Below are 26,946 nucleotides of genomic sequence, written 5' to 3'. Positions count from 1 at the left end.
TTAGTTTCTTTTTTTGCTTCTTATCGGGAGTCTTGGGAACAGTTTCCTGAAGCGGACCAGTTGGCTTGTAATATTGCCTCCTGCGATGACGAACGTTACGGCTACGATAATCATCACCAGTCCGAAGCTTTCTCTGACTGTCAGGCTTTCTCCAAAGACGGCTATTCCGAAGAAGATGGCTGTCACGGGCTCCAATGCGCCGAGAATGGCGGTCGGGGTGGAGCCGATATATTGGATGGCACCGGTAGTGCAGAGGAAGGATATGGCGGTGGGGAAGACAGCCAATGCAAGCAGATTGGCCCACAGATACCACTGGTCCGGTGTGTTCAGTACGCCGGAATAGAGCAGGCGTGCCACAAAAAGCGATAGGCCGAAGAGAAGGACATAGAAGGTGACTTTAAGCGTAGCCACATTTTTCAACGATGTCTGGTTGATGCCCACGATGTATATGGCATAGGAAAGGGAAGACGCGAAAACCAGCAGTGTCCCTATCAGGCTCAGTGTGCTGCCGTCCTCGCTCTTGTAGAGCAGTCCGATACCTCCCAGTGCAAGCAGCATGCAGACGATGGTTTGCAGTGCCAGCTTCTCTTTGAAAACCATGGCCATAATAAGCGCCACCATGATGGGATAGACGAACAGCAGTGTAGACGCTATGCCGGCGGCCATGTAGTTATAGCTCAGGAAAAGCGTCAGTGAGGAGAGGGCCACGAGCAATCCCATGATGATGAGCGGAAATGTTTCTTTCCGCTGTATCTTGAATGACCGCCCTCTCGCCTTTATCATAATGCCCAGCAACGGGATGGCGAAGAGGTATCTGAAAAAAAGTACCGAGTCCGGGTCCATGCCGGCCTTGTACAACGGGAGGGCAAACAGTGGATTCATGCCGTAGGAGGCTGCGGCGATGGAACCTAAAATATATCCTTTGGCTTTTGCGTTCATATCTTTATCTGTAAATTAGCGCGCAAAGGTAGATATTTACTTTGATTTCCTCCTTCTTTTCTGTATGAAAACCGTATGAATTCTACACTTATGCCTTCAGTGTGTAGTCGCCGGCTTCTTTCGTCACTACTTTCTGCAGTTCTTCGAGCGTCTTTTCACCGTCCGAAAACTCTACGGTGGCTACCGGAGGGTTCAGGGTTACGGTGGCGTGTATGCCTTCCATACTGTTCAATGCTTTCTCTACATGCATGCGGCAATGGTTGCACATCATGCCTTCTACTTTGAATTCTTTCTTCATGATTGTTTCTGTTGGCGGTTCAACTTCTTTGTTTTCTTCTCCTTCATGTATTCTTTTCCGTTTCAGCAGCAGGCTGTTGCTCACCACACTGACACTGCTGAATGCCATGGCCGCACCGGCTATCATCGGGTTCAGCAGGAAGCCGTTGATGGGATAGAGTATTCCGGCCGCAATGGGTACACCTATTATATTATATATAAATGCCCAGAAGAGATTCTGCCGGATGGTCCGGACGGTGAGACGCGACAGACAGAGAGCTTCCGGTATCTTAGCCAGGTCGGAAGAGATGATGGTCATTTTGGCTACATCCATGGCGATGTCGCTGCCTCCACCCATGGCGATGCTTAAGTCGGCTTGGGCAAGGGCGGCGCTGTCGTTGATGCCGTCGCCCACCATGGCAACCTTCCGGCCTTCTGCCTGCAACCGGCTGACGAAGGCAGCCTTGTCCTGCGGCAATACACTGGCCTGGTAGTGGGCGATGCCTGCTTTGCGGGCAATCTCACGGGCGGTGGCCTCATTGTCTCCGGTCAGCATGTGGACTTCGATGCCGGCGGCGTGCAGCTCGCTGACGGCACGGATGGAAGTTTCCTTTATCCGGTCTGTAATTCCGGCTATTGCCAGCACGTTTTCTTCATCGGCAAACCAGATGACGGTCTGTGCTTCCGATGTCAGTCGGGTTGCCTCTTCCTGCAGGGAGGGGGGGATGGCGATATGGTTTTCTTCCAGCAGTTTCCGGTTCCCGGCGAGGTAGGTCCGGCCTTGTGCCCGTCCTTTCACGCCTTTTCCGGTGATGCTTTCAAAGTCTTGAATGTCTATGGAGGCCGACTCCTTGAGGTGGTTCACCACGGCTTCTGCCAACGGATGTTCCGAGAGCTTCTCCAGACTATAGAAAATGTCCGACAGCGCATTGCCTGCAGTGGCGCCAGTACCGGGCGTCATTGCCTGCGTATTCCATATCAGCTTGCTGACTACCGGTTTTCCTTCAGTCACCGTTCCGGTCTTGTCGAGTACCACGGTGTCTATCTTCTTGGCAATCTCCAGGCTTTCGGCATCTTTTATCAGAATGCCCCTTTCGGCGCCCTTGCCGATGCCTACCATGATGGCGGTAGGAGTAGCCAGTCCCAGTGCACACGGGCAGGCGATGATGACCACCGTGACAAATGCCAGCAATCCGTGGGTGAATCCGCCGGTTCCGTCCAGTAGCATCCATGCGATGAAGGCAAGCACTGCGATGCCTATAATGGTAGGCACGAATATCCCGGCTATCTTGTCCACCAGCTGCTGCACCGGTGCCTTGCTTCCTTGCGCGTCCTGCACCATGTGTATAATCTTCGCCAGCAGTGTATCCGTGCCGATTTTCTCTGCCCGGAAGCGGAAACTTCCCTTCTGATTGATGGTACCTGCAAAGACCTTGGCGTCTTTGTGCTTGGATACTGCTACCGGTTCGCCGCTCAGCATACTTTCGTCTACGTAGGAGCTACCTTCCGTCACGATGCCATCCACGGCAATCCGTTCTCCGGGCTTCACCAGGACGATGTCTCCGGGGCGAATCTGCTCGATAGGGATAACGCGCTCAAAGGAAGAGTGAGGGACAGCGTGTCCTTCATCCACAATGATGGTCACAGTCTTGGGTTGGAGCCCCATCAGTTTCTTGATGGCGGTTGAGGTGTTTCCTTTCGCTTTTTCTTCCAGCAGGCGGCCCAGCAGGATAAAGGCTATGATGACACTTGCCGCCTCAAAATATACATGCGGATGGATGCCTCTGGATAGCCAGAAGTCCGGAAATAGCATGTTGAACAGGCTGAACAGATAGGCGGTCCCCGTACTGATGGCTACCAGTGTGTCCATATTGGCGCTGCCATGCTGCAATTGTTTCCAGGCGCTGGTGAAGAATCCCCGCCCCAGCCAGAATACGACGGGAGTGGACAACGCCCACATGATGGGATTGGCATGGGGCATATCCATGAAGAACATGCCTATGATGACAACGGGCATAGACAAGATGATGGCCCAGGTTGTGCGGAATTTCAATGCGCTGAATTTCTTGTTGTGGGCCTCTTCCGCCTCTTCGAGCGTGTTGCCGTCCTGGTTTATCAACAAGTCATATCCGGCCGCCTGCACAGCCTGCTGCAAAGTCTCGGAAGAACAGCTCGTAGGGTCATATTCCACGGTTGCCGTTGCCGAAGCGTAGTTTACGACCGCTTTCTTGACACCTGACTGATGGTTCAGCGTCTTTTCTACCCGTGCGGAGCATGAGGCGCAACTCATTCCCAATACGGGAAATGTCTCTTGAACTATATTCTTTTCTGCCATAACAATTTTGTATAAGTCATTACTCTTGCTATGAGTGACTTGGTTCCAAATGCAAATACCGTCAGTCTCATTCCGAGATACCGTTGGTTTCACTACTTGAAACCGTCGGTTTCTCGCATTGAAACCGATGGTGCCAAAAGTTGAAACTTGTTTGGCACCGTATACTGGCTACCTGACGCCTTGTTCTGGAGGGTGGAATCCATATTTTATATCAGTCATAGCGATACAAAGATAATGCTTTTTCCCTTGAAATTGTTCATAGCCTACCCCTCACGCCAAGCAGGTTCCTTCTTGCTGGGAAATGCCCGTCGGATGACTTCCCGGCTCAAGCCTGTCTGCACCACTCCCCGCATCAGCAGGTAAGTGAGGAAAGCAAGCCATAGGGCATGGTTTGCCAGGACGGGATGCAGCCCATAATATAAGATAAAAAAGCTGACAGCTGCCGCTGCCATGGAGAGGAGCATTCCTCGCGTGGCGGTGGCGCCGATGAAGATGCCGTCCCAGATGAAGGCGGCTATCCCGACGGCGGGCACGGCAAGCGCCCAATAAAAATAGGTGTCGGCAACAGCTATCACTTCTTTGTCATCCGTCAATAGTCCGAGGAAGGCATTGCCTCCCAGCGCATAAACCAATGTAAAAAGAACCGCTATCACCGCTCCCCATCCGAAGAGGTGCCGGACGGTGTCTGTAAAGGCTTCCCGGTTGCGTGCGCCTATGTATCTGCCGCTTAAGGCTTCGCCAGCGTAGGCAAAGCCGTCCATTACATACGAGAATAAGGTGAAGAGCTGCATCAGCAGCGTGTTGACCGCCAGAATAATCTCTCCCTGCGAAGCTCCCGCCGAAGTGAAGAACAACGTGACTGCCACCAGGCAAAGAGTACGCAGAAAAATATCCCTATTCACTTGGAAGAACCGGAACATCGCCCCTTTCTCCCAGATACCTGCCCCTTCTCCCCCTTTAATTTTTAATTTATAATTTTTAATTTCCCAGAATCTTTTCAGCCTGCCGTAGTTGTGCATCCAAAGGACAATGCCCATCAGGAAGCCAGCATACTGGGCAATCAACGTCCCCAAAGCTACTCCTTCTACTTTCATCCCACACAGATAAACCAGTCCGAGGCTGGCAATGATATTGACCACATTCTGTGTGATGGCTATATACATGGGGATACGCGAATTCTGCATGCCGATGAACCATCCCGTCAGTCCGTATAGCCCCAGCATGGCAGGTGCCCCCCAAATGCAGATATGGAAATAGCACGTTGCCATTTCTTTGACTTCATCCGTAGGATGGATGAGAAGGAAGGCTCCCTGCCTGATAGGCGTTTGCAGCAGGATGAGGCAGAACGCGACTGCCAGGCCTATGCTCACGGAACGCAACAGCAGGCGGACCACCTCCGGTAAATCCCGCTTGCCGAATGCTTGCGAGGTCATTCCGCTGGTACCCATCCTCAGAAAACCGAATATCCAGTAGATAATGTTGAACAGCATGCCACCTACGGCAATGGCGCCTATGTAGGCGGGCGAACCCAGATGGCCGACGATGGCTACATCAATCAGGCCGAGCAGCGGCACGGTGATGTTCGATACGATGGAAGGTAAGGCTATTTGCAGTATTTGTCTGTCTCTGGGCTTCATTTATATTATTTAATTCATTAAGGTCGGCAAAGTTAACTATTTTTCTACTTTCAACTATTGATGGTTACCGTAAAAATGCGTAGTTTTGTAGGTAGATTTCTATGAGACTGATTGGGCTGTTAAACTATATATATACACTAAAAATGAAAACCTTAACGTTGCTTTTCTCCTTGTTCTTGATGTGTCCGCTGTCTGTCTGGGGACAGTCGGCAAATGAGTTGCTTTCGAAAGTGTCCGATGCACTTTCCGAGGGTAAAGATGACTATGCGGTGAGTTTGTTTCGCCAGGCGGCAAATGCCGGTGAGGATAGGACGGAAATGTTCTATTGGGCCAATGTGGACAAGAGCAGTGAGGTGGCTCCCCGCTTGGCAGACGTATTGGCTGTGCACTACAAGGAAGCAAGAAATTACGATAAAGCCTACCTCTTCTATAAGGAGTTCTTGCAGCGTCATCCCGAAGACGTACCTGCACTTGTCTCTTGTGCCGAAATGGAGATGATGCGGGGAAAGGAGAAAGATGCCTTGAAAACCTATGAAAAGGTATTGATGCTGGATGCCGACAATCTCCAAGCCAATATCTTCTTGGGGAATTATTATTATCTCCAGGCCGAGAAGGATAAGAAGAAGCTCGAAGAAGACTATAAAAAGATAACTTCCCCCACAAGGATGCAGTATGCACGCTATCGCAACGGATTGTCAGACGTGTTCACCAATAGCTACGGCAAGGCTAAGACATACCTGCAACGCGTGCTTCAAGTATTCCCCTCCATGGAAGCAGGCAATACGCTGGAAAAGATAAAGAAGATGGAGCTGGAGCTGAAATAGCTGTCCGCATCCCGACTAAGAGGAAGGGGCTGTTTGTCTCTTATTTCTCTCCGGTCTCTTTTAATCTCTTCAGATATTCCGAAGGTATGCAGCCGAATTCTTCCTTGAAGCATTGCCGGAAGTAGAACAGATTGTTTATACCTACCTTGAATGCTATTTCCGAAATGTTGTATTTGCCTTCCAGCAGGTATTGCTCGGCGTGTTTCATCCTTATCTTGCGGACGTATTCGTTGGTGGAAAGTCCGGTAAGTGCTTTCATCTTGCGGTAGAGTGTGGAATTGCTCATGCACATTTTGTCCGAAAGATAGCTGATGTCTATTTTGTCTGAAGATAGCCGTTCCTCTATCAGTTGGTTTATCTTGTGGATAAACTCGTTGTCCAGCTTGTTGAGCGATTCTGTAATGACAGCCGCTTTATTGCTTATGGCGGCATTGGCGCTGAAATGGTTTGCCAGGTTGCGCCGCGATTGGAGCAGGTTTTCTATACGGCTATGCAGCAGGCTGGCGCTGAACGGTTTGGTGAGGTAGGAGTCGGCACCTACCTGGTAGCCTTCCTCTTTGTCGCGCAGCGAGTCTTTGGCTGTCAGCAGTATAATGGGTATGTGGCTGGTGCGCACGTCTTTTTTCAGCTCACGGCACATCTCGTTTCCGTCCATTACCGGCATCATAATGTCACTGACGATGATGTCAGGTATTTCTTTCAGGGCGCTTTCCTTGCCCAGCTTTCCGTTGGCGGCAGTCTTTACTTCAAAGTGGTCGGAGAAGGATTCGGCTATATAGTCGCAGATGTCCGGATTGTCTTCCACTACCAGCAATATGGGTTTGTCGCTGGATGAAACTTGATTTACTTGTGCCTCTTCTATATGCTGGACGTTGCTTTCCTTTTCCTGCGAATCGGCATGCAGTGCCTGCGGGTAACTGTTGTCGGTAAGCAGGCTGACGTAGAAGGTACTACCTTGATTGGGAGCACTCTCTACGCGGATTTCCCCTTCGTGTAGGGCTACGAGGTTTTTCACCAGAGAAAGTCCGATACCGGTACCCGAAGCCTGGTGTTTGCCGCCTTCCTGGTAATAACGGTCGAATATGTGGGGTAGTGCCTCCGGCTTGATACCGTATCCCGTGTCGCTGACCCGGATTTCCGTATAGTTCACTTCGGCACGTTCCACCTGTCGGATACCGATGCTGATGCTACCCTTTTCCGTGTACTTTAGGGCATTGGATATCAGATTGTCCAGGATGGTCTGGATAATTTCCTTGTCGAAGTATATAGGTATATGCTCTTTCTCCACCACCAGCCGGATATCGACGGCTGGCTTCCGGTTCAGTTCCTTGTACTTCAGGCCTATCTCGCGGATAAGGGGTACGAGGTTGTCCCGGCTCACGCAGAGTTTCTTGTTCTGGGTCTCGGTCTTTCTGAACTCCAATATCTGGTTGATGAGGTTCAGTAGCCGGATGGCACTTTGGTGAATGACGGATATCTTCTGTGCGTCTTTGGTGGATAGTGTATCACTTTTCTGTATGTCTTCCAGCGGACCCAGTATCAGCGTAAGCGGGGTGCGCAGTTCATGGGTGATGTTGGTGTAGAAGCGCAGGCGTTCGTTGTTCAGTTCCTGCTCGTGTTCGTGGCTCTGCTTCTCCAGTTGGTACAGTGCTTCAGCATCCAGTCTTTTCTTGTAGGCATAGAGTATAGAGAAAAGGATGATAAGGGACAGCAGGATATAGAATGACTTTGCCCACCAAGTAAGCCAAAGGGGTGGGGCGATGCGGATGTTCAATGAGGTGGTTGCGTCCGACCATGCTTGGTTGCGCATGCGCGTTTTCACTTGGAACTGGTATTTCCCGGGAGGAAGATTACGAAAGGTGACATTATTGGGGTCTGTAAGCGTATACCAGGAGTTCTCGAGTCCTTTCAGCATATAGGCATATTCCACTTGGTTGACCAGGGCATAGTTCTGGATGTTGAACCGGATACTGAAACTATTCTGTGTATATTTCAGTTGCACGTTCTTCTGTCCGTTTAAGGCAATGGTGCTCTGTCCGTTTTCCGGTTTGTTCAGCGGGTCGGTAATTTCAATGTTGGTGATGAATGCGGGTGGTGATTTGCGTTCCTGCAATACAACTTCCGGGTTGAAGTAGCACAGACCGTTTATAGAGCCGAAGTAAAAGTTACCGTCTTGTCCGTAGGCTACACTGCCCCGACTGAAGCTTCCCATGGGGAGGTTGTCGTGATAGTCGTAGTTATAGAAAATGTCTTTACTGTCCACAAGACAGCTGATACCTTTGTTGGTGCTCACCCAAATATTTCCTGCCTTGTCCTCACCGATGGCTTGTATGTGGGTGTTAGCCAGTCCGCTTTCACGTTGGTATACTTTGTAGTTTCTGTCTGTCAGGGAGGGGAAGCATACCAAACCTTCACCCGTGGCCACCCACAACCGCTTTCTGCTGTCTTCGTAGAGAGCATTGATGGTATTGGAGGGGAATTTGGCCAGGACGTTGAAGAGCTGGATGCTTTGGAGTTGAGGGTCATAGAGGCCCAGGCCTCCTCCGAAGAATCCTACCCATACTTGGTCTTCGGAATCCTTCAGCACACAGCGGGCCAGATTGTTCTCCAGATTGTAGTGTGCCTTGATTGTCTTGCTGTCACAATCTATAAGATAGACGCCTTCGCTGGTTCCGACCCAAATGTTTCCCTGCTTGTCTTCATGAAAGGAACGTACGTCAGTGCGTGACTTGTCTTCGGAGAAAATCTGCCGGAAGCTTTGGCTCTTGGGGTTGTAGTAGGCTATTCCTCCATAAAAAAGTCCGAACCATAATCCTCCCTTCGAGTCGCACAAGGCTGCCTGCACCGTATTGCTTCTGAATTTCTTGTTGTCAGCATTGTATATGGCTATTCGTCTTCCCTTGTTGAATACGTTGATTCCTCCTCCATCGGTTCCTATCCAGAGGTTACCGGCTTTGTCCATACAGACACCGGAGGCTATTTTACTGTTCAGGCTGTTGTTGGTGGATGGAAAAGGAGAATATTTATAAGTGCTGAAGAGTGACGGCTCGCGTTTTATGAAGTTGATGCCGCCTCCCCAGGAACCTGCCCATACATTACCGAAGGAATCTTGGAGCAGGCAACGGATACTGGAGTTGGACAAGCCGTATTCATCGTCTCCCTCCCGGATAGAAAGCGCATGAATCTGGTCCGACGAACGGAAAAGCTGTTGGGACAAATCCACTACGGCAATGCCGCCGAATTCCATGGCTATCCAAAGTCTGTTGTCATCCAGTTGGTGTATATCATATACACGGTGCGATATGCAGTTGGTTTTGTCGTCGAAGGGGATGAAACTTTCCGCTTCCGGGTTAAACAGTACCACTCCTCTATCGGTTCCTATCCATATGTTTCCGCTTTTGTCTTTGTAGACACATGTCACTTCGTTGCCGGGCAGGCTGTTGGGGGATTGCGGCTCGTGTGTGAAGTTCTTGACTGTCTTGTCTTTTATGGAAAGTATACTGAATCCCCGGTCCACATGCCCGATATAGAGTAGTCCGTTACCACCGTCTATGGCAGACCAGATATGGTTGCTTGCAAAACCTGGTACGGTTTCGGTATTGTAATGGGTGAATTGCCCGGTTTGCTTGTCAAAATAGTCCACGCCTTTCCAATAGGTGCAAATCCATAGGTTACCGTCGGAGGCGGCAATGATTTTGGTAATGTCGTCCGTAACCAGGCTTTCAGGGTTGTTTTCGTTGTGTCTGTAAGTGATGAATGAATCGTTGGCATAATTGTATGCATTGATTCCGGCACGCTGGGTTCCTATCCATAAGATGGAGTCGATGGGATCGTCCAGCAGACAGTTCAGTTCGTTGCCGGTGATGCTTTGCTTGCCGGTTGTTTCTTCTTTATAATAGGTAAGGAAGCGTATTCCGTCGAATTTATTTAAACCCTCTTCTGTGGCAAACCATAGAGAGCCCCGTTTGTCTTGGGCTATGCTTACCACATGGTTGTTGGACAGCCCTTCACGGATACTCAGATGTTTTATGGTATATGGCTGCGCGGATAGCAGGAATGGCAGGCATAGGAAAATGGAAAGTAGAATCTTCTTCATAACGGGTCGTTTTTCATTGCATGAGTCAAAAGTACAAATAAAATCTTTAGATGATGTGCACAAATCGTGCATTGACAGATTTATATGCCTTCTCTGCAAGATTTATACAGCTGTTGAATCGAAAATTGGCATATGTTTGCATTGCCGATTATTATAAATCGGAACAAAATGTACTTTTTTGTTTAACTTTAATAATAATATTTATGAAGAAGCATTTCTTTAACGCCACTTTCTGGGCGTTATTATCGCTGGCTTTATGGACTACTGGATGTAGTGACGATGACGGATACTCTGATGTAGACGGGCAGATTCCGACAATGACATTGGTGACGGATCATATTGAATCCGGTGCCGGCCATCGTTTTACCATTGAAGGTTCGTTGGCTGACCAGGATGGAATTGTATCCGTCAATCTGCAATGTGCCGATCTTTATCTGAACAAGACCATTGATTTGGTCGAAATCTATGGAGCTCCCCAAACGGAGTATGAGTTGAGCTATTCTTATGACCTCAAGCGTGATGAAATCGGTGAACGCTTCACCGTGAAAGTGACCGTAACAGATGCGGGCGGGCGTGAAGTGTCGCAGGATGTGTTGATAACGATGGATGGGGACTTTGAGAATCCTACATTTACAATTGCCCCTGGTAAGGAGGTTACCGTACTGATAAAGGATGAAACAAAGTTCAACCTGAATTTCACGGTGAAAGATGACCGCATACTGGATTATGTACTCATTGAGATTCCTGGGGTAGAAGGTTTTGAAAGCCGCCGTATAGAGGCTGGCGGGCAATCTACTTTGAGCTTTACGGAGAAGATTATTCTGCCTAATGAGGTGAAAAGTTACGATGTGACTTTGACGGCTGTGGATGCCAGAGGCAATCAGACAGTGACCAATAGTACCATCAGTGTATCTGAAATGCCTGACTTCCCCAAAATGTATCTGGCCGATGTGGCAACCGTAGAGGAATTGAACAGTGATATTTTCGGTGTACCGATGGTGATTAACCATACGGGCGAGTACCAATATCGTGCACGTTATTATAATAAAGCTGCCGGTACGGAAATTTTCTTCTTACCGCAAAAGACAGACTTTACTCCTATCTGTTTTGGCCTTGATCCGGAGGATAATACAAAACTGACGGATGACCCGGAAACGGCTAAACCTATTGTCTTGGATGAGGCTGGTGTTTATTATGAAATAGACATCAATGTGAAAGAGTCTACTTATAGTATGCGCACGTACTCGGTGACAGAGGCTACAAATCCGATGAAATATGAATATGGAAAGCCTTGTTTTGACCGTTGGGAGAATGGGGAATCATTCATTGATTTCTATATCGGTTGGGGAGGTTCTCCTCAGGATGCGGGAAATCAGTTGTTTGCCCAGGATAAAAACAATCCTCATCTTTTCTATTATCCGGAAAATGGAACTTGGACGCTGGAAGCCGGTGAAGAAATGAACTTCATCATATCCAATTATCATCCCGACGGATGGTGGGATCATGTGGAATGGCGGTGTGACGACTCTCAGAATGTAGAGAAGTTTGGTTACTTCAGTAAGAAAGGGGATGTGAATCCTAATTGGGAAGGCACCAATCAGCGTTGGGAAGACGGCTCGATGGTAGGTGACAACTGGATGAAGCCTACGGTTACGGTGACCGGCAATTACCGCTTTGAGTTTGACGCGCATTTGGGCCGCGGCAAGATTGTGCCTGCTAATTAAAAAGTAACATTAGATTTAAGATATGAAAAAGCAAATTCTATTATTATGTCTTGCGCTGATAAGCCTTTGCGGTTATGCGCAGCAGATAACGGTTAAGGGTGTGGTGACTTCGGCCACCGACCAGCAGCCGTTGATTGGAACTACAGTTCAAGTGAAAGGTACCGGTACGGGTACAATTACCGGTATCGACGGTGATTATACATTACCCAATGTAGACAAGAATGCAGTGTTGGTATTCTCTTCTATTGGTTTTGAGTCTCAGGAAATAGCTGTAGGTGGACGTACTACGATTAACGTGGTACTGAAGGAGGCTGCGGAATTACTGGATGAAGTGGTGGTTATCGGTTATGGTGCTGTGAAAAAGAGCGATTTGACCAGTTCTATTGCTACAGTAAAAGGCGATGAAATCACTGAAACCGTGACCGGTAATGCTATGGATGCTTTGCAGGGTAAGGTAAATGGTGTACAAGTCACCAGTGGTGGTGGCCCTGGAGCTACTCCGAAGGTGCTGATTCGTGGTGTAACTACCGTAAACGGTACGAATCCGCTGTATGTAGTGGATGGTATGCCGGTAGGTGACAATATCAACTTTCTGAATAGTAACGATATTGCTTCCATGGAAGTATTGAAAGATGCTTCGGCTGCCGCTATCTATGGTACACGTGCATCAAACGGTGTCATCCTGATTACTACAAAGAAAGGTAAGACTGGTAAAGCCCGCATCAATTGGAATTCTTCTGTTGGTTTCCAGACCGTGGCCAAACCTAATATTGCCGGTGCGGCTGAATATAAAGAAGTGTTCAATACCCGTTATACGAATGATGGCCTTTCTTCTATCTGGAACGATACGGGTGCTACGACCAATCCCGGTGGTACAGACTGGTGGGATACTGTAGTCAATAAAACAGCTTTGGTGCAGAACCATTCACTTAGTGTTGCCGGTGGCTCAGAACAGTTTGTTTATAACTTTAGCGTGGGCTATTATCGTAACAACTCACAGTTTGATGTAGGTTATTGGGATAAGATAAATATCCGTCTGAATACTGAATATACATTTAATAAGTATGTAAAATTGGGAGTTGATATTGCTCCACGTGTCGAATCATGGGATGATACCCCAAACCAGTTCTCGGCAGCCATGGCTATGGACCCGACAACTCCGGTATTCCGTCCGCAGGACCAATGGGAGGATAATGAGTACAACAACTATCAACGCTCTTACAACAACCAGGAGTGGAATCCCGCCGGTTCAATTGCCCGTAGCAATGCTCATTCTCGCGAGTTGGGTGCCATTCTGAATACCTATCTGCAGGTAAACCCGATAGAAAAGCTGACGTTGCGCACCCAGTTCGGTGCCAATGCACACTATCGCCGTTCTGATTCATTCGTTCCGAAGTTCAATATGGATCCGTTGGAGAAACAAGACTTGAACGAAATCACCCGCCGCAATCAGGAGTGGTTTGACTGGAACTGGACGAATACAGCCACTTACATGGACGCTTTCGCTGAAAAGCACAACTTGAATGTAATGGCTGGCTTTACTGCCGAACGTTTTGCATGGTACAATACTCAGGCACGGCGTGATAATGTTCCCAATAATCTGGACCAGATGCAGGAAGTGAATGCCGGACAGCAGGGTACGGACGAGGCCAACGGTGAAACCACTTACAATACACTGGTTTCTTTCCTGGGCCGTGTCATGTACAACTACGATAACCGTTACTACATTTCGGCATCTCTTCGTGCTGACGGTTCTTCCCGTTTCCCGAAGGGCAGCAAATATGCCCTCTTCCCGTCTGTTTCCGCTTCCTGGCGTGTCATCAGTGAGGCATTTATGCAGGACCAGGACATCTTCAGTGACCTGAAGCTTCGTGGAGGCTGGGGCCGTGTAGGTAATCAGAATATTAACAATAATGCTACCCTTACTTTGTTGAGCGAAACCCAATACTATTATGGCAATACGTTGGCAAATGGTTACTTCGTGTCTACAGTAGGTAACAACCAGTTGAAGTGGGAGACTGTGGAAGATTGGAACGTAGGTGTGGATATGTCATTCCTTGATTCACGTTTGGGTGTAACATTCGAATATTTCCAGAAAAAGTCCATTGACATGCTCTACCAGAAACAGAATATCCTCTCTTTGGGATATGATAACTGGAACAGCCAGATTTGGATGAACATCGGTAGTATGCAGGCCCGCGGTTGGGAAGTGGGACTTACCTGGCGCGATGAAATCGGCAAGGATTTCTCTTACGATTTAGGTCTGAACCTTTCTGCCGTACGCAACAAGGCCATCAAGTTCTCGGGCGACGGTCCTATCAATGTCGGTGGATTCAATAGCGACCAGATTATCCGTAACGAAGATGGTGGTTTTATCTCCCGTTTCTACGGTTACGTGGCCGATGGCTTGTTCCAGAATCGGGAAGAGGTGTATGCGCACACTGACGAACACGGAACACTGATTCAGCCCAATGCAAAACCGGGAGACATCCGCTTCAAGGACCGGGACCATAACGGAGTGCTCGATGCCAATGACAAAGATTATATCGGCAATCCTTATCCTGATTTAATGATGGGTCTGAATATTGGTATGCGTTATAAGAACATTGATTTTGCAGCCAATTTCTATGGTACGTTCGGTAATGATATTTACAATGTCACCAAAGGACGGTACTCCGGTTCAGGCGGACAGAATGTTTGGGCAGGTACACTGGAGAAAGCATGGCATGGCGGGGGTACCGGCAATGATATTCCCCGTTTGTCGAGCAATGACTTGAACCTGAACTATAACCGTGTTTCCAGTTTCTATGTGGAAGATGGTTCCTACTTGCGTTGCAAGCTGTTACAGATAGGCTATACGCTTCCTAAGCAATGGGTTGGAGGTGCTGACTTGCGTCTTTCCTTCTCTGCACAGAATCCGTTTACCATTACCGGTTATTCGGGGATGGACCCCGAACGCCCGATGGTTGACGGTACTACCGACAGCTCTGGCAGTGCCATCAATACCGGTATTGACAACGTGGCTTATCCTAATCCGAGAACATTCTTGTTTGGCATTGACTTCAAATTTTAATTCTTGATTATCCATGAAACGAATATTTACAATAGTAGTTCTGATTGCTTCGCTGGTGTTTACCTCTTGCGAGGACTTCCTGACGGAAGACGTACGTGGGCAATTGAACGTGGACACTTATTATAAGTCCATAGAAGAGTGTGAATCCGCAGTCACGAGCTGTTATCAGGCCATGACATATGGAGGATGGTGGCAAATCAACACCGTGTGGTTACTTTCCGAAATGTGTGGAGATGATGCCTGGATGGGGAATACCTCTCAGTCTCAGAGTGATTATATCTCATTGGCGCATTATCAGGGAAACGGTGCCAGCAATGGCCCTATCTCCAATTTTTGGCAGTACCGTTACAAAGGTATTTTACGTTGTAACATAGCCATAGATCGCATTGCGGCTCTCGAAACCCAAGAGACAGAAACCAGAGACCGTCTGGTGGCAGAAGCCCGTTTCCTGCGTGGCTACTATTACTTCGAACTGGTGAGAAATTTTGGCGGGGTGCCCTTGATGACCAGTTTCCAAATGCCGGAAGAAGTGGAGGGAACAGAACGTGCTACGGCAGAAGCCGTGTACAAATTCATAGAGGATGACCTGATGGCAGCTGCCGAAATACTGCCGCAACGCAGTACTGCGCAAGTAGGGCATGCTACCCGTGGCGCCGCTTTAGGATTATTGGGTAAAGTGTACCTCTATCAGGAGAAATGGCAGGCTGCCCATGATGTGTTGAAGACTGTGATAGATGAAGGCGAATACCAATTGCTTCCCGATTTCGGGCAGGTATGGAATGTCGACTATGACAACAGTGCGGAGAGCCTTCTGGAAATCCAGTATGAATATCATCCCACTTTGGGCTTAGGAGGGGCGCTTGCTACGGTAACCGGTGCCCGTAATGGTCCTGGTGATGGTTGGAGCTGGTGTCAGCCTACGGCAAATTTGGAGCAAGCTTATATTGAGGCCGGCGATACGGAACGTTTGAAATGGACAATAATCAAGTCGGGCTGTACAGAAATTGCCGGCGAAGACCAATTCGAGGATTTCATTGACGCAAGCAAAGCGTTGAATAAGTATCAGGAATATCTTGATAAATATGGTTGGGACCCCAATTGCTATATTATCAATCCCGCTGACCATAAGTCTGCGCGTATCATCCGCAAGTATTTCCTGCCGATGAAATATCGTGCTCAAGGCGATGCAACGGCTTACGCCACGGACAAGAGTCCTTTGAATCACCGTATTCTGCGTTATGCCGATGTCCTTTTAATGTATGCTGAGGCTTGCAATGAACTGGGTGATGACGCTTCTGCCCGCGATGCTCTCAATCAGGTGCGCAGACGTGCCAAGTTGGATGACGTTACGGCAAGTGGAAAGGCATTGCAAAGTGCCATTCGCCTGGAGCGCCGTTTGGAATTAGCTTTCGAGCAGAACCGTCTGTATGATATCCGCCGCTGGACTGATACAAATGGTAAAAAGATGATTAGCAATATCCTGGGACCGAACGGTTCCTTTGTGAAGTGGAACACTGAAGAGGCTACCCGTGACGCTCTTGAGTGGGAAAATCAAGGTGAAGCAAGTGACAAAGGCATCACTTTCAATGAAAACCGCGACATGGTGTTCCCCATTCCTTTGTACGAAATCACGATGTCCAACGGTTCCATTACCCAGAACCCGGGTTGGAATTAAACACATTCTGATGAAAACAGATTGTTGCAGGAACTGATTATTCAATAGGTCTTTATATTCTGTCGCGGATAGTTTGCAATGGATTATCCGCGGCAGTTTTTTTAATCCGAAACAATATCATGAATTTGAGACACATTTTTATTCTTCCGGCACTGCTTGCTGCAATGGCTTGCAGCGACGATTCTCCCGTTACGCCGGATACTCCAGACACTCCTGAGGGTCCGGACATTACAAACAGCGTAGAGAAACTGGTGAGCATCGATGCCGGACAGACTTTCCAGACAATAGCCGGCTTTGGCGCTTCGGACTGTTGGTCGCCTGCCTTTGTGGGCAAGTCATGGACTTCGCACCGTGCGGGGATTACGGAACTGCTTTTTTCTTCAGAGATTGTGGGCGGCAAGCCGAAAGGAATCGGCCTTTCCCAATGGCGGGTGAATCTTGGTGGCGGCAGTGCCGCGCAAGGTGAAGCCAGCGGCATCGAGGATAAATCCCGTCGTGCGGAATCCTATCTTACGGATGACTTGACGTACGACTGGACCCGTTGCGAGGGACAACGTTACTTCATGGACCGTGCCAAGGAGCTGGGATGTAACAATTTCGTTCTTTTCAGCAATACACCTCCCGTGCAGTACACCTATAATGGAAAAGGATTTTCCGCCAGAGGGGGACTTTCCAATCTGAAACCGGAGCATTATGGTGACTTTGCAGGATATATGGCCGATGTAGCGGCCCGTTATACCGGTGAAGGCTATCACATAAGCCATATCTCGCCCGTCAACGAGCCGCAGTACAACTGGGACAGCGGTCAGGAGGGCAGTGGCTGGACCAATGACGAAGTGGCTGCACTGGCACGCGAGTTGGATATGTCGTTGGATGACCGGGGGCTTTCCACAGACATTCTCTTGGGCGAATCCGGTGATTGGGAGTATCTGTATAAAGTGAAAGGCGATGCCAACCGCAGTAATATATTCTCAGCTTTCTTTACACCCGGCTCTTCCGCCTACGTGGGTGACTTGGCACACGTGAAGAATCTCATTTGCGGACACAGCTATTGGACTGACGGCACATGGGACGGTATGCGCAACGTGCGCAAGCAAGTGGCCCAGGCTGCCGGTCAGTATAATCTGGATGTTTGGCAGAGTGAATGGAGTATGCTGGGCGATAATTACAGCAGTTCCGAATTTGTGGGCTACGAGCAGGCTTCTGAGATGGATATCGCTTTCTACATGTCGAAGGTCATCCACAATGACCTCACTGTGGCTGGAGTGTCTTCCTGGAGTTACTGGACATCGATGGATGTTTCCCGTTGGGGGCATAAGAACCGTTTTCTCTTGATTTCGCTGGTACCTGCCGGTGGCGAGTATGGTGATATAGAGCAGGAGGGAAGCTATCAGGCTACTGCCACTCTTTGGGTACTGGGCAATTACAGCCGCTTTATCCGTCCGGGATACCGCCGTATTGCCCTCGACTTGAACGAATCGCGTACTTTTTTCGGTTCCGCCTGGCTTTCTCCCGAGGGGGATAAGGTAGTGGCCGTCTATACAAACATGTCTGATAAGGCGGTTCGCTTAGGTGAAACGCATGTGGGATGGAGCAATGAAGCGAAGTCAATAGCTACTTATGCAACTACCGGTAGCAAGAATCTGGTGGAAGGAACGGTGGCGGCAGGCAAGCAGGTGATTCTGGAAGCCAAGAGTGTGACAACCGTGGTGTATAGCCTGAAGTAAGGAATTAGTTTAACTTCAAAGAAAATCTATATGAAAATGTATTTTAAGAATAACAGGACTGCTCTTATCTTTTTGCTGGCAATGCTGGTCGTTGCTCCGATAAAGGCGCAGGTGGCATTTGGCGATGCCGCAAAATTCAATGACGGATGGCTGTTCCGGCTGACGGACGACTCGGCTATTGTCCGGACTGACTATGACGACAGCGAATGGCGGAAGCTTTCTTTGCCACACGATTGGTCCATAGAGGGGCAATTGTCGCCCACACTGGCCAGTTGCACCGGGTACCTGCCGGGTGGGATAGGCTGGTATCGCAAACACTTCAGGGTTGAAGACAACGCAACACGTCATTATATCTATTTCGAAGGGGTATATAACCGGAGCGAGGTTTACCTGAACGGGCATCTGCTTGGCAGGCGCCCCAACGGCTATGTATCGTTTCTTTACGACATGACCCCTTACCTGAAGGAAGGCGACAATGTGCTGGCTGTCCGTGTAGACCATAGCCGTTATGCCGATTCACGTTGGTATACGGGGTCGGGCATCTATCGCGATGTATGGCTGGTGGCTGCTCCCGATACACATATTGCGCAATGGGGTGTGGGCTGGCATGCCGCTTCGCTGACAGACAAGCAAGCCGTCGTTGCGGTCGATGTAGAGGTGGAGAAGCACAAGGCAACTTCCGACAAACTGGAACTGAAGGCTTCACTGTACGATACTGCCGGAAAGCAGGTGGCACAACGCCGTGTGCGTGTTGCCGATGGAAAAGAGGGCATTGCCAAGCAAAGTCTTGACTTGAAAGTGTTCAAACCCCATCGTTGGAATCTGGATAATCCGTATCTGTATACATTGAAAACCGAATTGCTTGCCAATGGCAAACGCATTGACGGCAGTGAGACCAAAGTGGGACTGCGTACGCTGGAATTTGATGCCAACAAAGGTTTTGCCCTCAACGGCAACTGGATGAAGGTAAAAGGTGTATGCCTGCATCATGATGCAGGAGTGCTGGGTGCAGTAGTGCCGCCGGAGGTATGGGAACGCCGCCTGAATAACTTGAAAGGGATTGGCGTAAATGCCATCCGCATGAGCCATAACCCACAAGCCCCCGTTCTTTATGAACTGTGTGACCGCCTGGGATTTCTTGTAATGGATGAAGTCTCTGACGAATGGGAGTTTCCGAAACGCAAATGGGTACAAGGCTGGAATGTGGGTACTCCGAGTTATGACGGTACTTTCGACTTCTTCGAGGAGTGGATAGAACGGGACGTAACCGATATGGTACGTCGTGACCGCAATCATACCTGTATTTTCTTGTGGAGTATCGGCAATGAAGTGGATTATCCGAACGACCCTTATTCGCATCCCGTTCTTGATGGAGCTAAAATCAACCAGCCTATGTTCGGGGGCTATAAGCCGGATGCTCCCGATGCCATGCGCATCGGAACCATAGCAAAGCGTCTGGCTGCCTGTGTACGTGCCGTGGACACTTCCCGTCCCGTGACCGGAGCTTTGGCGGGTGTCGTGATGTCGAACGAGACGGAGTATCCCGATGCTGTGGATGTGGTGGGGTATAACTATACGGAAAACCGCTACGACCAAGACCATGCCACTTATCCGGACCGCATTATCTATGGAAGCGAGACGGGTTCGGGGCTTGATGCCTGGTATGCCGTCCGCGACAAGGATTTCATCTTCGGGCAGTTCATCTGGACCGGTACGGATTATCTGGGTGAATCGGGCAGATGGCCGTCCCGCGGTTTGTACACGGGTTTGCTCGATTTCGGAAGTTTCCCCAAGCCACGCGGACATTTCCGGGCTTCGTTGTGGTGCGAGAATCCGGTCACGTATGCAGGAACATATCCGGTATATGTCAATCCCAAGCATCCCGAGCATGTATTCCTTTCGCCTGATGCATGGGACATCTGGAACTATGACGAGGGGCAGAACATACGTGTGGTGTGTTATACCAATGCTCCGCAGGCGCGTTTGCTGCTCAACGGCAGGGTGGTAGGCGAGATGAAACCTTATGATGAAAAGACCGGCATCATCTACTGGGATATTCCTTTCCGGGCTGGTGAGCTTCGTGCTGAGGGCTGCGATAAGGAAGGAAATGCCTTGTCGAGCTATTCCATCCGGACATCCGGACGTCCTTATGCCATCCGTGCCACGGCGGATCGCACTATTTTGTCCGGCGACCGCGCCACTGTGCACATAACCGTAGAGGTGGTTGACGAAGAAGGTACTGTTGTGAAACTTGGCGACAATGAAATTACGTGTACAGTTGAAGGAGCGGCGCGTCTGCTTGGGCTCGAAGGCTCTGACAACAGTGACATGAGTGATTATACCGATAACCGTCACCGCGTATACCACGGGCGTTTGCTGGCCTATATACAGACTACCGGAGGAGAGGGACCGGTTAAAGTAAAGTTTGCTTCCCCCCTTCTGAAAGGAACTGAAGTAAAGTTTGAAGTAGGGCAGTAGTACACTACTATGGACTTATGTTTGTGCCATCGTATTGGCACAGTCGTGCCAGTACGATGGCAAGGCTGTGCCAGTATGGTGGCACAACTTTGCCAATGCGATGGCACGGGTTGTGCATTTCTTACAGAATGTATTGCACTTCCTTGAACAGATATTCCCGTTCACTTCCTCCTTCATCCTCCAGCACGAACCGTCCGTCTTGCTCTACACGCAGCAACCGGGCAAGGAACTTGCCGTTGGCATCTTCATAAGGGTGCAATCCCCGGCGACGGAAAAGGGAGCGGGCATACCGTGTGGATATCTCGTCGGAGTAGACGGCGAAGTCCTCCATTTGGAGGCTGTTGTAGTAGATTTGTACACGTCTTAGGATATGGGCAAGGATTTCATAACGGTCGTGCTCCTTTCCGGTGATTTGTTTCAGTGAGACGGGGTTGGGAGCATCACTGTTGAAGACTTCCTGGTTGATGTTGATACCGATTCCGGCAATGCTGCGCCTGATATGATGTCCGGAAAGGTCGTTCTCTATCAGTATGCCGCAGATTTTCTTGTCTTTCCAATAAATGTCGTTCGGCCATTTGATGGTGATTTCATCAGACCATCTGCTCAGCTCTTCCTTAATGGCGAGGGAAACGATTTGTGAAAGGATGAACTGCCGGCGGGCTTCCAGAAAAGAAGGGTAGAGTACAAAGCTGAAAAGCAGGTTCTTGCCTTCTTCAGCTTCCCAGGTATTGCCGCGCTGGCCTTTACCGGCAGTTTGGAACTCGGCAGTCACGGTTGTTAGTTCGGCAACGGATTCTTGCAACTGGTTGCAAAGCTGGCTGAGGTATTGGTTGGTCGATGCCGTCTCGTCCAATGCCACCAGCGGGAACGGGAATGTGTCAGGGCAGGGCTTCATATTCGGTACGCATTTTTTTGGTGAACTTCTTCAATACTTCTTCCACGGAGTGGTCTATCAGTTGCTTCAACAGTTTGTCGTCGACGTCACCGTCAAGGAACACCTGGTTCCAGTACTTTTTGTTGAAGTGATAGGCACCTTCGATGGCAACATAGTGCTCCCGCAGTTCGAGTGCATATTCGGGGTCGCATTTCAGACAAATCTTGTTGGCGCTTTCCAGGTCGATAAGTGCAAACATTTTATTCATGACTTTCATCACGAGCGAGTATTCGTCAAACGGAAAGCATTCCGTGACGGCTTTTTTGCTGAGGCAATATTCGCGGGCGGTTTCGATGTCCATGATGGTATTTACGGTTTTACGGTTTACAATTTACGATTGAAATAACTCTTGCTTGTCAATTTTCAACTCTCAGAACATCGGCGGATAGAAGGCTTCTTTGAGATGCTCTATCCTGAATGCACCCGGTTCGCCTACAGCCGTTATGATGTCGAAGCGGACGGGTGCATCCAAGCAGAAGTGCTTGATATAGGCATCGGCCGCTACGACAATACGTCGTATTTTCTGCCAGTTCACGGCATCCTGCGGCTCAATGTAATCCGTATTGCTACGGGTTTTCACTTCCACAATAATCAGTTCCTTATCTTTGTCGGCTACAATATCCAGCTCAAGGTGATTCTTCCGCCAGTTACGGTCACGTATGGTGTAACCGTTCTGTTCCAAGTATTTGGCAGCGGCGTCTTCACCGGCTTTTCCAAGAATATTGTGTATTGCCATTATTTCGGCAATTTAATCATGCCTTCATGTCCTCGTCGGTAGATGGCAGGGACCTTCAAGGCTTTGCCTCTCATCAGGGTTTCTGCACTGCGTGTTGTGGGTACCGGAGCCTGACCGGTGATTTCCTGGATGGCACGGGCATATAGGAACTCTTTATCCGAACCATAGTCTCTGTATATGTAATATCCGTCTCCTCTGCCGTAAGGGTCGTTTTCATCTATTTCGATGTCAGGTGTGAACCCATTTTCATAATCTCCAACACCTTTGGCATTATAGCTCTGGAAGGTAATGGGAACTACTTCGTAGACATTATTTCTTATGGTATATTCTACTGGTTCCATACCTACATTCTTACCGGTAGTTCTTTTACCTATAAGTGTTACTTCTACATCTATTCCCTTTAGAGAATTGATGACAAGTTCACTGGCTGATGCTGTTCCGCTACCTACGATACAATAGACGTGCTGAAGGTTTAAGGCACCTGCTGATAGAGATGTAGCCAGATTCTCATAGTTGGAATATGCAAACAATTCTTCCTCACGTTTATTGTTGCGTTTTTCCATTCTTTCTTTATTATATCTCAGGCTTGTAAACACCTTGCCTTCAGATTTTGCGCCGGCTATACAAGTTGCTATTAGGTTGGCTGATATAACGTGGCCACCTCCATTGTAACGTAAATCCAAAATTAGGTCAGTGATATTCTGGCTTTTGAATTCTTTGAATACATCGAATAATTCTTGGTCATATCCAGCCTCAAATCCAGAATAAACAAGATAGCCGATCCTGTGCCCTGGAGTTTCTTCTTCTGTTGTCACTTTGCTGAAAAGAACAGGATTGCAGTACATGGCTTCGGAAGATATGTCTTTTTCCTGGGTACCTCCCTCCATATCCTCCTCTGTAATTTTCAGACTGAAAGCCGAAGCAGGTATCAGTAAATCTAGGTAATGTTGCCAATAATTATTCATGGTTAACTTCTCTCCGTTTATTTGCATGATTGAGGAACCTCGTTTAATACCTGCTCGTGCTGCCGGTGAATTGGGATAAACACCTTGTACAAAGAAGTAGATAGTGTAATTATCTTCACTTCCAATTGCGCGGACGTCTGCTCCGGTAATACCGAAACTATAGGTTTGTTCTTTTTTTACCCATTGAGTGGAACGGGTTGAACCGATGGGATTTTTTTTCTGTATGTATGAAAAGAGAGTATATTTCCCATCAGCAGTAGCCTTTTTATCCAAAGTATTGGTAGTCATACTTCCCAATGCATCATAGAAGAAGTCTTCATAGCCTTTGTTATGGTCAAGATTCAACGTTTTGTATTCATCGTTCCAGAGATACATTTCCCTCAGATATTCATCAACTTTTGCGTTAATCTCCATATCTTCAGTGGTTTGGGGAACACTGGTCCCCTTTTGTGTAACTTCAAAACTTGCAGGAGAATAGCCGTCTATATTAATGGAAATTCTGGCTGTCCGGTCGGTGGTGGAACTTGTACTTACAGATAATTTCAAGGTGCTTTGTCCTTTTGTACCCGAGGTCGTATTCAGTTTGCACCAATCCGCTCCTGAGGTGACGGAAGCTACCCATTTGGCTGCAGCATTGAAGCTTACAGACAACTCATTATCCTGGCTGATCTCCAGGGATTTTCCCTCTGTCCAACTCTGATTGGTTATGCCGGTATTAAGTTTATTATCGTCATCGTCACTACATGAGATAAAACTTATACTGAACAATGTGAGTAGAAAGAAACTAAGATAATTTACATGTTTCATACCTTTTAAATTTAGAACTCTCCAAAAATACGTTTTTAATTACTAAATTAAAATGTTTTTAAGAAATACTTTAAGTTTACCGGTCAAAAAAATATTTCAGTGCTATTTAAGTGTTTCCGATATAAAAATTACGTAGGTTCGTTTTGTTTTTACAGAAGTAAAAGTAATTTTGCAGGAAATATGAGAAAGAGAGATAAAACGTGTGCGAAAGCAACGCCCGAAGAACCGAAACGCGAGCAGCGCATGGTATGCCTGATGAGCGAGGAAGAGCAGCGGATTGTGGACCGTTATCTGGAGAAATACAAGATAACGAACAAGTCGCGTTGGCTGCGGGAGACTATTCTCATGTTTATCCATAAGAATATGGAAGAGGATTATCCTACTTTGTTCGGTGAGCACGACATGAGGAGGTGAAAATTAAAAATTAAAGGGGGTGGCGTTGGACGATAGCTATTATATGAAGCAGGCGCTTTTGGAAGCCCATAAGGCCGGTGAACGGGGAGAAGTTCCCGTAGGTGCAGTTGTGGTGTGCAAGGACCGTATCATAGCTCGTGCCCATAATCTGACGGAGACTTTGACGGATGTCACCGCCCATGCCGAGATGCAAGCCATTACCGCTGCCGCTGCAACTCTTGGCGGCAAATATCTGAATGAATGTACTCTCTATGTCACAGTGGAACCCTGCGTGATGTGTGCCGGTGCCATTGCCTGGGCACAGATGGGGCGTCTGGTGTTTGGCGCCGAAGATGAGAAAAGAGGGTATCAGCGCTATGCCTCGCAGGCATTGCATCCCAAAACACAAGTAGTAAAAGGAATTCTGGCAGATGAATGTGCCGCCCTGATGAAAGAGTTCTTTGCCGCCAAGCGCAAATAATCTCTAATCCTTTATCCCTAATCCCTACTCCTTGATTTCTTCAAAATCCACATACTCTCCCTCGTCTTTGGAGAACAGTTTCTTGTGGCGGGGACGTATTTCACCTTCTTCAGTTTGTGCCTCCTCAGACGATTGTCTATTATCATTGTAGGAATACCCTCCCGGCTGGTAATTACCATTTCCTTTTTGGTAGGGACCGGAGTTGGAGGAAGTACGGCGTCCGCCCAATCCGAATATGTTCCGGATGACAGTACCGATAATGCTGAGGCCAATGAGCAGAATGGCAATTATGATGATGAATAAAAATCCTAAAATATGAAACATGGGCTAATGTCTTTTTATGTGTTCGTTTTCTGCGAACTTCAATACAACAACCGTGCCAAAGATTTGTTTATTTACTTTTCCTTGTAATAAGCGAAAGCAGTATATACCAGACGATGATTGCAGAAAAGCTGCAGATTCCCAAGAAGATGAGGAACGGAATGCAGACAAGCAGGAAAATGAAGCTTGTTTTATTGTCTTTCCATGACAGATTCTTGAATTTGAGTGAGAACATTGGAATCTCCGATACAAGCAGCCATGAGAAAAGGCAGACCAGCAGCAACAGATAAACCGGATGGAAATTGCTGCTCACCAGCCAGTCGTGAGCGCCCGTCACCAATGAAGCCCAGAACAAGGCGTTTGCCGGGACGGGAAGTCCTACGAAAGAGCTCGTCTGGCGGGTATCGTTGTTGAACTTGGCAAGCCGCAGTGCAGAGAATACGGACAAAAGAAATGCGAGATAGGGGAAAACGCTGGCCAAGCTTTCCATTGCGCCCGAATAGTCCATTTCCTTGAACAAGGAAAATACAATCAGGGAAGGGGCCACTCCGAAACTGACATCATCTGCCAGAGAATCCAAATCCTTGCCGATAATGGAGTGTGCGTCCAGTGCACGTGCCATCATGCCATCGAAGAAATCGAATACGGCACTGAAGATAATGAAAGCGAGTGCCCATTCATATCTGGCTTCGAATGCCATGACACAAGCAATACACCCGGAGAATAGGTTCAGGCAGGTCAGAGTATTTGGAATATGGCGGGTAATGCAGTTTGCCATTGTTGTTCTTTTATTATTTAAGTTTGGCTATCACAGTCTGATTGCCGGTAGTCAGTTGTCCTAGTTTAACGAATACTTCGGTGCCCAACGGTAGAAAGACATCCACGCGGGAGCCGAATTTGATGAAACCCATATGTTCGTCAATATAGCATTCCTCGCCCGGTTCGGCATAGGTCACGATGCGGCGCGCCATGGCTCCGGCTATCTGTCGTGCCATAATCTCCACGCCTTCCGGAGTTTCTATTACTACGGTGGAACGCTCGTTGTCGGTGCTGGCTTTGGGCAGCCAGGCTTTCATGAACTTCCCGTTTTTGTGCCATACCTTCTTTACCGTACCATCTACCGGATACCAGTTGGCGTGTACATTAACCAGACTCATGAATATAGATACCATGATACGGCGGTCGTGGAAGTATTCGTTTTCCTCCACTTCTTCCACCACTACGATTTTACCGTCGGCAGGAGCTACCACGACTTTCTCCGTTTCTTGTCCGAACAAACGGATGGGGCAGCGGAAGAAGTTCACGAGTATGCCATATACTATGAGGCTGATGACCGCTACTACGTAAAAAGGAACTTTGCATTCCAATCCGAAGTAAAGGGCAGTGTTGACAGCCAGAATCAGAACCAGGCTGCCTGCCAATGTATGTGTTCCTTCACGGTGTATGCGTATCTTTTTTAATCTTTTTAATCGACCCATGTATATCGTATTTGCTAATTTAGATAGAAATTATCTGCAAAAATAGG

19 protein-coding genes are annotated in these 26,946 nt (G+C 48.3%); 8 read left to right on the top strand and 11 right to left on the bottom strand.

Annotated elements, in window-relative coordinates:
• The 3 genes from DWZ03_RS11715 to DWZ03_RS11705 form a co-directional block, all read right to left on the bottom strand.
• The gene (locus DWZ03_RS11715) at positions 1-939 is read right to left on the bottom strand and encodes a DMT family transporter (protein WP_005824237.1); all 939 of its coding nucleotides are present in this window, start codon (positions 937-939) and stop codon (positions 1-3) included.
• Between the two features lie 88 nt (positions 940-1,027).
• Positions 1,028-3,550 (bottom strand): heavy metal translocating P-type ATPase, encoded by a 2,523-nt coding sequence (locus DWZ03_RS11710; protein ID WP_120130099.1) that lies wholly within the window; start codon positions 3,548-3,550, stop codon positions 1,028-1,030.
• A 263-nt stretch (positions 3,551-3,813) separates the two neighbouring features.
• The gene (locus DWZ03_RS11705) at positions 3,814-5,187 is read right to left on the bottom strand and encodes an MATE family efflux transporter (RefSeq protein WP_005835091.1); all 1,374 of its coding nucleotides are present in this window, start codon (positions 5,185-5,187) and stop codon (positions 3,814-3,816) included.
• 143 nt (positions 5,188-5,330) lie between these two features.
• Here DWZ03_RS11705 and DWZ03_RS11700 point away from each other — a divergent pair, with 143 nt between their 5' ends.
• On the top strand, positions 5,331-6,011 hold the full coding sequence (locus DWZ03_RS11700; RefSeq protein WP_057087092.1) for a tetratricopeptide repeat protein: 681 nt from the start codon (positions 5,331-5,333) through the stop codon (positions 6,009-6,011).
• 40 nt (positions 6,012-6,051) lie between these two features.
• On the opposite strand, the gene DWZ03_RS11695 is transcribed toward DWZ03_RS11700, so the two are convergent.
• Positions 6,052-10,107, bottom strand: a complete 4,056-nt coding sequence (locus tag DWZ03_RS11695; protein ID WP_120130093.1) for a hybrid sensor histidine kinase/response regulator transcription factor — start codon at positions 10,105-10,107, stop codon at positions 6,052-6,054.
• Between the two features lie 203 nt (positions 10,108-10,310).
• On the opposite strand from DWZ03_RS11695, the gene DWZ03_RS11690 reads away from it, so the two are divergent.
• The 5 genes from DWZ03_RS11690 (at position 10,311) to DWZ03_RS11670 (ending at position 20,784) form a co-directional block, all read left to right on the top strand.
• Positions 10,311-11,831, top strand: coding sequence for a hypothetical protein (locus DWZ03_RS11690; RefSeq protein WP_008665740.1), 1,521 nt, complete (start codon positions 10,311-10,313; stop codon positions 11,829-11,831).
• A 22-nt stretch (positions 11,832-11,853) separates the two neighbouring features.
• Positions 11,854-14,904 carry a SusC/RagA family TonB-linked outer membrane protein gene (locus tag DWZ03_RS11685; protein WP_120130091.1) on the top strand — a complete coding sequence of 1,017 codons (3,051 nt, stop codon included), beginning with the start codon at positions 11,854-11,856 and terminating at the stop codon, positions 14,902-14,904.
• A 13-nt stretch (positions 14,905-14,917) separates the two neighbouring features.
• Positions 14,918-16,579: a RagB/SusD family nutrient uptake outer membrane protein gene (locus DWZ03_RS11680; protein WP_055288498.1), complete on the top strand. Its 1,662-nt coding sequence runs from the start codon at positions 14,918-14,920 to the stop codon at positions 16,577-16,579.
• A gap of 119 nt (positions 16,580-16,698) precedes the next feature.
• Positions 16,699-18,306: a glycoside hydrolase gene (locus DWZ03_RS11675; RefSeq protein ID WP_057087095.1), complete on the top strand. Its 1,608-nt coding sequence runs from the start codon at positions 16,699-16,701 to the stop codon at positions 18,304-18,306.
• Between the two features lie 36 nt (positions 18,307-18,342).
• Complete coding sequence (locus tag DWZ03_RS11670) at positions 18,343-20,784, top strand: sugar-binding domain-containing protein (protein ID WP_120130170.1); 2,442 nt, start codon at positions 18,343-18,345, stop codon at positions 20,782-20,784.
• 121 nt (positions 20,785-20,905) lie between these two features.
• On the opposite strand, the gene DWZ03_RS11665 is transcribed toward DWZ03_RS11670, so the two are convergent.
• From DWZ03_RS11665 to DWZ03_RS11650, 4 genes are all read right to left on the bottom strand, one after another.
• Positions 20,906-21,679: a biotin--[acetyl-CoA-carboxylase] ligase gene (locus DWZ03_RS11665; RefSeq protein ID WP_005835105.1), complete on the bottom strand. Its 774-nt coding sequence runs from the start codon at positions 21,677-21,679 to the stop codon at positions 20,906-20,908.
• A complete protein-coding gene (locus tag DWZ03_RS11660) occupies positions 21,663-22,019 on the bottom strand; it encodes an MmcQ/YjbR family DNA-binding protein (protein WP_005824210.1) in 357 nt (118 codons plus the stop codon). The genes DWZ03_RS11665 and DWZ03_RS11660 overlap by 17 nt, the downstream gene beginning before the upstream one ends.
• Positions 22,020-22,088: 69 nt before the next feature.
• The gene (locus tag DWZ03_RS11655) at positions 22,089-22,454 is read right to left on the bottom strand and encodes a YraN family protein (protein ID WP_005835106.1); all 366 of its coding nucleotides are present in this window, start codon (positions 22,452-22,454) and stop codon (positions 22,089-22,091) included.
• Positions 22,454-24,226, bottom strand: coding sequence for a S41 family peptidase (locus tag DWZ03_RS11650; protein WP_120130088.1), 1,773 nt, complete (start codon positions 24,224-24,226; stop codon positions 22,454-22,456). The genes DWZ03_RS11655 and DWZ03_RS11650 overlap by 1 nt, the downstream gene beginning before the upstream one ends.
• A 180-nt stretch (positions 24,227-24,406) precedes the next feature.
• Here DWZ03_RS11650 and DWZ03_RS11645 point away from each other — a divergent pair, with 180 nt between their 5' ends.
• Together DWZ03_RS11645 and DWZ03_RS11640 are read left to right on the top strand one after the other, a co-directional pair.
• Positions 24,407-24,640, top strand: a complete 234-nt coding sequence (locus tag DWZ03_RS11645) for a hypothetical protein (RefSeq protein ID WP_005824205.1) — start codon at positions 24,407-24,409, stop codon at positions 24,638-24,640.
• A 25-nt stretch (positions 24,641-24,665) separates the two neighbouring features.
• The gene (locus DWZ03_RS11640) at positions 24,666-25,100 is read left to right on the top strand and encodes a nucleoside deaminase (RefSeq protein ID WP_009037193.1); all 435 of its coding nucleotides are present in this window, start codon (positions 24,666-24,668) and stop codon (positions 25,098-25,100) included.
• Positions 25,101-25,124: 24 nt separating this feature from the next.
• On the opposite strand, the gene DWZ03_RS11635 is transcribed toward DWZ03_RS11640, so the two are convergent.
• The 3 genes from DWZ03_RS11635 to DWZ03_RS11625 all read right to left on the bottom strand — a co-directional run bounded on the left by DWZ03_RS11635 (position 25,125) and on the right by DWZ03_RS11625 (position 26,899).
• On the bottom strand, positions 25,125-25,424 hold the full coding sequence (locus DWZ03_RS11635) for a DUF4834 family protein (RefSeq protein WP_005824202.1): 300 nt from the start codon (positions 25,422-25,424) through the stop codon (positions 25,125-25,127).
• Positions 25,425-25,491: 67 nt separating this feature from the next.
• Complete coding sequence (gene pssA, locus DWZ03_RS11630; protein WP_120130085.1) at positions 25,492-26,199, bottom strand: CDP-diacylglycerol--serine O-phosphatidyltransferase; 708 nt, start codon at positions 26,197-26,199, stop codon at positions 25,492-25,494.
• A 13-nt stretch (positions 26,200-26,212) separates the two neighbouring features.
• A complete protein-coding gene (locus DWZ03_RS11625; protein WP_005824199.1) occupies positions 26,213-26,899 on the bottom strand; it encodes a phosphatidylserine decarboxylase family protein in 687 nt (228 codons plus the stop codon).
• Positions 26,900-26,946: the final 47 nt, after the last annotated feature.

Origin of the sequence: Bacteroides sp. AF29-11, from assembly GCF_003602895.1 — a bacterium.
Classification (GTDB): Bacteria; Bacteroidota; Bacteroidia; order Bacteroidales; family Bacteroidaceae; genus Bacteroides; species Bacteroides uniformis.
The sequence above is the reverse complement of the archived record's forward strand: the minus strand, read 5'-3'. Positions and strand labels throughout refer to the sequence as shown.